Raw genomic sequence first — 9,028 nt, forward strand, 5'->3', positions numbered from 1 at the left:
TGAGGAGCGCATTACCGTGGAGATGGGCGACCGGGAGTGGTCCCTCCTGAAGAGGACCCAGACGCGTGGGCGGGCGCACGACGTCACGCTCTACGTCCGGCGGGGCGACGATCTGGCGGTCATCGCCAAGCATAGCTATCCCCCGGGGGTCTTCCGCGCGCCGAGCGGCGGGGTCATGCCGGAGGAGTCGATGGAGGATGGGATTGCCCGCGAGGTGAACGAGGAGCTGGGCATCACCATCCGCCTGCAGCGCTATCTGCTGCGCGAAAAGGTGGACTTTCGGCATCACGACGACTCGGTCCTCTGGACGACGCACGTCTTCACCGCCGAGCCGCTCACCACCGACCTGGCGCCCACCGACCACAAAGAGATCCGCGAAGCCCGCTGGGTTGCGCTGAGCGAGCTCTCCGGCCCGATCGCGAAAGCCCTGGACTCGTCGCACTCGGCGGGGCTGCGCTATCGCGCCTACCTGCACCGCCGGGTCATGGAAACCCTGGCGCGCCTCGAACAACGCTGACACAGGAGCATCCTCATGGACCTGGGCATCCAAGGGAAGATCGCCATCGTGTGCGGGGCGAGCGCTGGATTGGGGAAGGCGACGGCCGCAGCACTGGCGAGGGAAGGAGCGAGGGTCGCAATCTGCTCGCGAAGCCTCGCCCGCGTGGAGGCGGCGGCCCGCGAGATCGAATCCACGACGGGCGGCAAGATCCTGCCCTTCGCGGCCGACGTGACCGACGGCAAAGCGCTCGACGCAATGCTGGAGAAGCTCCGCGGCCAGTGGGGAGCCCCGGACATCCTGGTGAACAACTCGGGCGGGCCACCGCCGGGGAATTTCCAGGACACTCCGGAATCGGCGTGGGAGCCGGCCTACCGGCTCACCCTGGAAGCACCGGTGGCCCTCTGCCGCAAGGTCCTTGCCGGCATGAAGGAAAAACGCTGGGGACGCATCGTGACGATCACGTCGCTCACCGTGAAGCAGCCCGCGGAAAATCTGCTGCTGTCCAACACCTACCGCACCGGGCTGACCGCCTTTCTCAAGACGCTCGCCGGCGAAGTCGCGCCCTTCGGGATTACAGTGAATTGTGTCTGTCCCGGCTACACCGAAACGGAGCGGCTCGACGAGCTTGCGGAGAACCTGGCGGCCAAGCGCGGCGTCATGCCGGCCCAGGTCCGGGAGGAATGGAAGAAGGCGATCCCCGTGGGACGCCTGGGGAAGCCGGAAGAAATCGGCGATCTGATCGCTTACCTCGCCTCCGACAAGGCGGGCTACATTACGGGCGTCTCCATCCTGGCGGATGGGGGCCACATTCGGGCGCTTGTATGACGGGTGTCGATTTGTGGGATGATTATCTCCACACAAAACGACCCAACAGGAGGAGAGTCTGGTGAAAGCAGGAACGCTGAAGGAGCGGATTGATCGTTTGAAGAAGAAGCTGGCTTCCGGCGGCGAGAAGATGAGCTCGGAGCAGCAGCGCACCACGCGCAAGCGGATCAAGCGGGCGCAGCGCAGCCGCCGGACCGTCCTCAAGATGGAAGCGCGCGCGAAAGCCAAGGCGAAGGCAACGGAGACGAAGCCCGAAGAAGGCACCCCCGCGGCGACGACCTAGAGGCGAGCCTCCACGGCCCTGGGCCGGCTGGGCGGGGTCGGACGCAGCAGCATCTCGTAGTAGCGCACGGAGGTGTCGAGCGGAACGGTCAGACGGTACTTTTCGCCTTCCAGGGCCACCACGAGCCCCTGGTCCATCAGCTTCTGCAGCGGATACGAGACGTCGCGCCGGCCTGATTCCAGCCGCAGGCGGTCCTCGGTGAACTCGCGGTTGTTCTTCAGGAAGCGCAGGATCTCCCGGAAGCCATAGGCGTCCTTCCCCCCGAGAACTCCCGCCAGATCGTAGAGTCCCCCGACCAGATCCGTGACGCCGATGGCGTGGGCGCGCCCGTCGCTGTAGCGGATCTCGCACTTCCCATCCACCCAGCGCCGTCTCTCGATGCTGATGCCGCGCGCCACTGCGTCCTCGTACTGTCCGAGGAACAGCTCTCCGAGCCGCCCGTTCAGGTAGTACTTCCCCTGCAGCGGATAGATGAGCAGCCGGCGCACCAGCTCGCGCGATGCCGGGTGCCAGTGCTGGCCGAGCTGGCGCGTCAGCTCGAAGTAGCTGTAGGGCCGCCGCTCCAGCAGCCGCACGACGGCGCCGAAGCGATGCGCGTCAGAGTTGCGGCCGGTCAGCGCCGCCAGCTGGTAGGCGATGAACCAGAGCGGCCGCTTGGTCACCTTTCGACCGTAGGCGCAGTAGAGCGACCATCCCTGCTTCCCTTCAAGGTAGACCTTGTTCACCTGCGAAGGGCTCATGAACAGCCGCGAGGCGAGAAGCGTCGGCTCCGCATACTTGCGCGCCATCGAATGGAGCCGCAGCCGCGCGTAGGCGGGGTCCTTGGCGAGCGCCAGCAAAATCTCGGCCCGTTCTCCCGGATAGGCGCGCCGCGACAGGTGCGTCCATGCGGCGGCCACCGCGGGGCCCAGGTTCGTTTCGGGAAGCAGCGCCGCGTCGCGCATCGCGCGGAAGACGCGCCGGTACAGTGGCGGCTCGCGGTTCAGCAGCGTGTGGATTTTCTGCGGAAGTCCCGCGCCGCGCGCGAGGAGAAAATAGCGATCCTCGCTCAGCAGGCGAAGGTAAACCTTGCGGATCATGAAGGCGTTCCCTCTCAGGAGTGCGTCCTCAACCTAAACCATTCCTCCCTGCCAGGTCAATCCAAGATTTCTTGACGGTCAGGATATCGAAACCTATATTCCCACGGGTTCTCACGGGACGTGTATTTGATAGAAGGTGGGGGGCAAGGGGTGTCAGGAAACCGTCAAACGGAGAGCCCCTACCGCTTCCTGGCCGCCGAAATCCTCCGGATTGCCCCGTGCGACCGCATCGTCTTCGCTTTGCCGCTGGCCGACGGCAGCGGCTTCGCCCTGGCCGGCGCCTATCCCGAAGCTCCTGCTCTGACCGAAGCCTTTATCCCGGCCCAGGGGTCATGCACCTCCCGGTCGGCCACCGAGCGGCGGGCGCGTCTCCTTTCCGCCATCGGAGAGGAGACCCACTTCGCCGAGGAGGAGATGCTCTACAAGGCCGGCATCCGCGACGCCGGCTTTGTGCCGCTGTTCCACGGCGGCGAGCTGATGGCGGTGGCCATCGTCGGGCGGCGCGACCTGAACTCCCTGGAATGGAAATCGGTCCGCTGCCTGGAGCGCGTCTCGGGCTTGCTGGCCTCGGTCATGGCGGCGGCGCGGGACGCCTCGCGGGAATCGGATTGGAGCGACGCGATCCTGGCGGCTTCGAAGTTCTCGCAGGCGGAGGATTCGGAGCGCGCCTGCCGGGGGCTGCTCGAGGCGATCCGCCGGGTGACTCCCTACCGGCGTGCCGTTCTGACGCTGGTGGACGCCGAGCTGGAAGGTTACCAGTGGTTCTTCACCGGGCTCGCGGAAGAGGAGATCAACACCTTCCATGAAAAAGCGCCCGGCCCGGAGGGCTTGAGGCTGCTGTTTCAGGGCCTGAACGGGACGCCGCCGATTCTCGCCGATTCGCGCAGCTCCTTCGTCCCGCTGGTCGGCTCGCGCGAGAAGCCGCTAGGCTACCTGACCCTGATGCTGGATACGAGCGAGCGGATCGTTCCCCCCGGTCCTCTCGCGGCGGTGCGCACCATGGCGGCGGTGGCCGCCGCGACGCTGGAGCGCAACCACCTTCTGCGGGAGCTGCGGCGCGAGCGCTACCGCAGGGCGAAGACGGAGGAGCAGCTCGTCCACTCGGATCGCCTCGCGGCCCTCGGGCAGACCGTCTCCGGCGTGGCGCACGAGCTGAACAACGCCCTTTCGGGGGTCCTCGGCTTCAGCGAGCTGGGGGTCAAGAACAACTCCAATCCGCAAGTGGACCGGGACCTCCAGAGGGTCTTGCGCGAGGCGAAACGCTGCCAGCAGATCGTCGCTCACCTGCTGGCATTCGCGCGCAAGACGAAGCCGGAGCGGAAGGTGATCGACGTCAATGAGCTGGTTGAAAGCGTGCTCGACCTTCGGACCACCGACCTTCGCCTGGGGAACGTCGAGGTGGAGCTGGACCTGGCGGCCGGACTTCCACGAACCCTGGGGGTCGACCATCAGATCGAGCAGGTGCTGCTGAACATCATCAATAACGCGCACCAGGCGATGCTGCAGGTGCGCGGCGCTCGCTCCCTGAAGGTCTCGACGTTCGCGGAGGAAGGGAAGATCCTGATTCGGATCACCGACTCGGGCCCCGGAATCGCCGCCGCCCTCATGGAGAAGGTGTTCGAGCCGTTCTATACGACGAAGGACGCGGGCGAAGGCACCGGCCTGGGGTTGAGCCTCTCGCAGGGCCTGATCAAGGAGCACGGCGGACAAATCAAGGTGGAGAGTCTGGTGGGGAAGGGGACCACCTTCACCGTGGAGCTGCCGATCCTGGAGGTGCCGGAAGAAGAGCTGTCACGCAAGCCGGCGCGACCCGCTCCGCCGCCCATGCCGCGCAACATCCTGGTGGTGGACGATGAGGAGATGATCGTCGAGCTGCTCAACGAAGTGCTCAGCATCGCCGGTCATCGCGTCGAGACGGCCCGCAACGGGCGGCAGGCGCTGGACAAGATTCTGCACGTCGGTTACGACGCGATCATCAGCGACTTGAAGATGCCGGGACTGGACGGCTCCGGTCTCTACGATACCGTGTGTCGCAAGAGGCCGGAAATGGCCCACCGCTTCGTCTTTTCCACCGGCGACACGGCAAATCCGGCGGCCCAGGACTTCTTCAAGAAGACCGGTTGTCCCTGCCTCAGCAAGCCTTTCGACTTGCAGTCTGTCCGCGAAACCCTCGATCAAATCTTCTCTAGAAGCTGAAGCGAGCCTCGATTCATCCCGGGTCGCTTCGTTGCGCCTCGTTCCTCAGCGCGCCTCGCGATCCAGGCGGCTGGCCTCACAGCGATTGCCTGGAGGTCCATCGCAGCATTCCCCGCGTTTCGGCCGATCCGCTCAGGGGGAGGTTGTCGGGGCGGGTTCGGGACGAGCGGGAAGGACAGTGAACTCGAGCTCGCGGGTCGGCTCGACCTTGCCGTCCTGGCTCAGGATGACGGAGAGTCGGCAGGTTCCCTGCGGCAGCTCGGAGGAAGGGACTTTCTCGTGCAGCACGATGCAGGGCGCCTCGCCGGCCGGCGGAGTCAGGGGCAGAGCAGGAAGCTCCAGGCTTTTCCCCATGCAATCGAGCATTCTGTCCAGCCGCCATGAGCTGGAGGTTGACGTCCTGGCAACCCGCTTCGATGCCGCGGTCGCCTGCGCGTCGCGGCGGCAGACTTCGTAGACCGCCCACAGGCTGCGCTCCGTACCTATGCCGGGACGCGCGGCGAGCAGCAAGCCGGCGTCAATCTCGGGGCTGGCATCCTCGAGTTCTTTTCCGCTCCAGGCCGTTTCCTTCTTAGCGCTCGGATCCTCGGCCGGGAGCGGGATGAGGTCGTGTCCTTCGAACCCGAGCATCGCCCCCGCAAGAGGAGAGACTGGCGCACCCGATTCGAACTCGGCCACCGCTGCCGTTACCGTATGGCCATTCAGGTCATTCGCAACGAACACGAGACGATAGCGCCCCGGGGGCGCCAGGAACTCGCGCGTATACAACCCCGCCTTGCGTCCCCGCGGCGTTCCCGGGGGCGCCGATGGAATCTGCAGCGTCGCCTGCCGCGAGAATTTGAGGCTCTTGCGCGAGACCGCCACATCCGACCAGACATCGGCGTCCTCCATCAGCCCCGAGACGTCGGCCGTCTTGCTCAGCGGCACGACGATTCCTCCCACCTCGACCCGGACCTCGCGGTGCGCCGGGTCGCTCCCAGGAAGCGCCGTCAATCCTTCCAGGGGCATCAGGATCTGGACGCGGAAGCGGGCGCCATGCTCCTCGTGGTTCAGCAGTTTGACCTCCATCCCCACAGGGAATCCTTTGGCTGCGGAAGGGCGCAGAAAGGCCGCGCGAATGGATGTTTCGTCCCGCTGCTCGCGGCTCGGGTCATCGAGAGTGCGGCGATAGCGCAGCCGGTACTTCGACTCATCCTCCGGGATGCGTACCCAGATCCGCTCGGTCTGACCCGACTGCCGGGCGGGCAGACGGAAACCGATGCGATAGAAGCACTCCAGGTCCTCACGGGCGCGATCGAAGACGCCGGCCAGGCGGTTCGTCCCCTCGATATGAGCGCCTCCCGTCTCGGTGGACAGGAAGGTCATCGGATCTTCCACCGCCTTTTCGAGCGCACCTGCCTGCACGGCGTAGATGCGCACGTTCTTGTCGCTGGCCTCGCGCGCCAGCTGCTGCATCGGCGCCACCACGTCGGAAAGGGCCCGGCGATCGGGCTGAACACCGCCCTTCGAAATGACGGTCGGCGGGGGCAGATACATGCTGCCGGGCACCTGTCGGAGCGTTTCGGAGAAGAAGATGAGATTCTTGATCCCGGGAACTGACTCGTACATCGCCATGACGGTGTGTGCGTATTCGAGCCCTCGGCGTGCGACGTCATAATCGAGCGCGGCATAGCCGTCGGCAAGGATCTCAGCCTGGTGGGACATGCGCCCCTCAGCCCGATCGGCTTTCACGGCGGCCTTGACCTCATCCATACGGTTGCGCTCCCCGTCAGCCCAGGTGTCGACGGCGCTGAAATCGGCGCTGGCCGCCTGGATGTCTTCCTTGAGGTGCTGCGAGGCGGGAAGGAGAGGACGGACGATCCGCAGGCTCAGCCCGCCGGTGATGATCATCACCTCGTCCTGCGGTTGGACCGATTTCTCAGCCCACTCCGAGGCCGCACGGAAGGAATTGTTTCGTCCGGCCAGCGTCAGGTTTTCGAGATCGAAGTAGAGGATGTAACGATGCACCTCGGTGTCGGCGCCCTCCGGGGGTGCTTTCTGCGCCTCCTGCGCCGTGCCTTCCGCCTCCTGCGCGTCGGGGGGGCGTGCCGTAGCTTCCCCGAAGCCAGTCGATGGTCGACAGTGGCCCTCGAAGGAATCGAGCTGGATCTCCTTGCCGCCCATGAGAACCTTGAGCTGCTCCTGGCGCAGGTCGGTGGTGCGGCGCCAGTGCCCGCTGCGCTTGTCCTCGACGAGGAGGTCCAGCGTCACGAAGCGGACCTCCTCGCGCTGGATGAAGGGTGCCTGCTTCGGCTCCTCGGGGCTGGGCGATGCCGGCGGCGAAAGGCAAGCCAGGAGAAGCGTGATGAGACATCGGGCGCGCCACTGCAGACGCCGAGAGCGCATTCCGGAAGATCTCCCGAAGCGAAGGCCGTTTCATCCCCGCGGCGCGGGTGTTCGCCCGAAGGCAGCGACGGGGCCGGATGGGTTGGAGGGAGGCTACCGTTTCGCGAGGACCGACGTCAAGCCTGCCCTATTTCTTTTTCCGGGAGAGATGGTGCGGGACGGAAGTGACGATGACTCCGGGCCGGAACAGCAAGGCCCCCTTGATGAGGAAGGCCGTCTGATTGTGCAGGAGATGATGCCACCAGCGGGAGGCGATGAACTCGGGAAGAACGACCGTGATCACCTGGTTCGGGTTCTTCTCGCGCAGGTCATCGATGTATTCCAGGAGCGGTCTCACCACGGAGCGATAATTCGACTTGAGGACGGTGAGAGGAATCCCCATGCCGAATTGCCTCCACCTCTCCCGGATCCTCTCCATCGCCTCCGTGTCGATCTCCACGGAAACCGCGGTGACGTTCGGGGAGATGGCGCGCGCGTACTGCAGCGCTTCGAGCACGCCGCGGTGCACCCCCGAGATCATCACGACGACCTGGTGTCCCGTGGGCGCCTTCGGGCGGAAACCTTCCAGCGACAGCTCCTTCGACACCGTGGTGTAGTGCTGCTTGACCCCTTTGAAGGCAAAGACCATCAGCGGGATCAGGATGACGACGACCCAGGCGCCGTGAGCGAACTTGGTCCCGGCGATGACCATCATCACCACCCCGGTGGTCATCCCGCCGGTGAGGTTGATCAGCATCTTGATCTGCCAGCCGCGCTCCGGCGTGGCGTACCAGTGCCGCACCATTCCGAGCTGCGACAGGGTGAAGGAGAGGAAGACGCCGACGGCGTAAAGAGGAATGATGGCGTGCGTGCTGCCGCGGAAGATCACGATCAGCAGCGACGCCAGCAGCCCCAGGACGATGATGCCGTTGGAGAAGACCAGCCGGTCGCCGCGATTGGCCAGCTGGCGCGGCAGGAAGCCGTCGCGCGCCAGAAACGAGGCCAGGCGCGGGAAGTCGGCGAAGCTGGTGTTGGCCGCCAGGATCAGGATCATCGCGGTGGAGGCCTGTACCAGGTAATAGAAGACCCCGGTTCCGAAGATCGTGCGGGCGAGCTGCGACAGGACGGTCTCCTCGGGGCGTGGCACCACGTCGAGCCGGTGCGCGAGAAGGGTGATCCCGAGGAAGAGGGATCCCAGGATCGCCGCCATCCAGCCCAGCGTGATCGAGGCGTTGCGCGACTCCGGCGCACGGAAGGCGGGGATGGCGTTGCTGATCGCCTCTACCCCGGTGAGGGCCGTGCATCCCGAAGAGAAGGCGCGCAGCAGGAGGAAGATGGTGATCGGTTCCACCGCCTGGATCGCGGGAGGCGGCGCAGGCGGCATCCCCAGGATCTGCGCCCGGAAGAAGCCGGTCAGCAGCAGCACGGCGATGCTGCCGATGAAGAAGTAGGTCGGCGGCGCGAACAGCGCGCCCGATTCCCGGATTCCCCGCAGGTTGGCCAGCGTGATGAAGGCGACGCAAGAGACGCCGATGGCGACGCGATGATGGAACAGGGCGGGGAATGCAGAGGTGATCGCCGCCACGCCCGCGGCGACGCTCACCGCGACGGTCAGGACGTAATCCACCAGCAGCGCCGCGCCCGCCACCAGCCCGGGCCCGACTCCCAGGTTGTCCTTGGCGACGATGTAGGCCCCGCCGCCGGAAGGGTAGGCATAGATCGTCTGCCGGTAGGAGATGGCGACGATCAGCAGCAAGGCGGCCACGGCGAAGGCCAGGGGCA

General features: G+C 65.8%; 7 protein-coding genes. 4 read left to right on the plus strand and 3 right to left on the minus strand.

Features of this window, described 5'->3' with window-relative positions; translation table 11 throughout:
* From VFW45_13945 to VFW45_13955, 3 genes are all read left to right on the plus strand, one after another.
* Nucleotides 1–517, plus strand: a 517-nt coding sequence (locus VFW45_13945; GenBank protein ID HEU5181886.1) for an NUDIX hydrolase, incomplete at its 5' end; no start/stop codon positions are given.
* Between the two features lie 15 nt (nucleotides 518–532).
* Nucleotides 533–1,324 (plus strand): SDR family oxidoreductase, encoded by a 792-nt coding sequence (locus tag VFW45_13950; GenBank protein ID HEU5181887.1) that lies wholly within the window; start codon nucleotides 533–535, stop codon nucleotides 1,322–1,324.
* Nucleotides 1,325–1,385: 61 nt separating this feature from the next.
* Nucleotides 1,386–1,607, plus strand: coding sequence for a hypothetical protein (locus VFW45_13955; protein HEU5181888.1), 222 nt, complete (start codon nucleotides 1,386–1,388; stop codon nucleotides 1,605–1,607).
* Here the strand turns inward: VFW45_13955 and VFW45_13960 are convergent.
* Complete coding sequence (locus tag VFW45_13960) at nucleotides 1,604–2,686, minus strand: hypothetical protein (GenBank protein HEU5181889.1); 1,083 nt, start codon at nucleotides 2,684–2,686, stop codon at nucleotides 1,604–1,606. The genes VFW45_13955 and VFW45_13960 overlap by 4 nt on opposite strands.
* Nucleotides 2,687–2,836: 150 nt before the next feature.
* Between VFW45_13960 and VFW45_13965 the strand changes: the two genes are divergently transcribed.
* A complete protein-coding gene (locus VFW45_13965) occupies nucleotides 2,837–4,882 on the plus strand; it encodes an ATP-binding protein (protein ID HEU5181890.1) in 2,046 nt (681 codons plus the stop codon).
* A 132-nt stretch (nucleotides 4,883–5,014) separates the two neighbouring features.
* Here VFW45_13965 and VFW45_13970 read toward each other — a convergent pair whose 3' ends face one another.
* Nucleotides 5,015–7,267, minus strand: a complete 2,253-nt coding sequence (locus tag VFW45_13970) for a hypothetical protein (protein ID HEU5181891.1) — start codon at nucleotides 7,265–7,267, stop codon at nucleotides 5,015–5,017.
* A 127-nt stretch (nucleotides 7,268–7,394) separates the two neighbouring features.
* A partial coding sequence (locus VFW45_13975) for an APC family permease (protein ID HEU5181892.1) occupies nucleotides 7,395–9,028 on the minus strand: 1,634 nt, incomplete at its 5' end.

The sequence above is a fragment of the Candidatus Polarisedimenticolia bacterium genome (genome assembly GCA_035764505.1).
Lineage (GTDB): Bacteria > Acidobacteriota > Polarisedimenticolia > Gp22-AA2 > AA152 > AA152.